The sequence below is a fragment of the Pseudomonas sp. AC463 genome, assembly GCF_979253585.1.
The window spans coordinates 416-711 of sequence record NZ_CEEDDZ010000057.1 but is presented as its reverse complement, the minus strand read 5'-3'; the positions used below and the strand labels follow the sequence as shown (position 1 = coordinate 711).

The 296-nt window shown below is 63.2% G+C and carries 1 protein-coding gene; it reads right to left on the bottom strand.

The genetic code is table 11. The features are described from left to right. On the bottom strand, positions 1-286 hold a 286-nt coding region (locus AC0IYH_RS29045; RefSeq protein WP_471837459.1), incomplete at its 3' end, for a tryptophan 7-halogenase. Positions 287-296 lie beyond the last annotated feature (10 nt).

Below are 296 nucleotides of genomic sequence, written 5' to 3'. Positions count from 1 at the left end.
GCCGTAGATACCGTGCGTAGCGGCCGGCATCGAAATGATACGCATAATTTAGCGCTGGCTGCCCGCCGGTGGCGAAACGCTTGGCAGCGGCGGCTTCGTGTTCGAGGCAGTAGGCGCCGAAGGGCTTGGCAAGTCCGCGGGCGCGAGCTTCCAGCCAGAAATGCTGAAAGTCGCTCATCCAGGTCGATTTGCCGACATCCCCGAACGAGTGGATGTAGCGATCCCCGTCGTGCGCCCAGTTCTCGAACGAGATCGCGAGCTTGAAGCTGGCGCCGGTGGCGCGCACGAACTCCTGC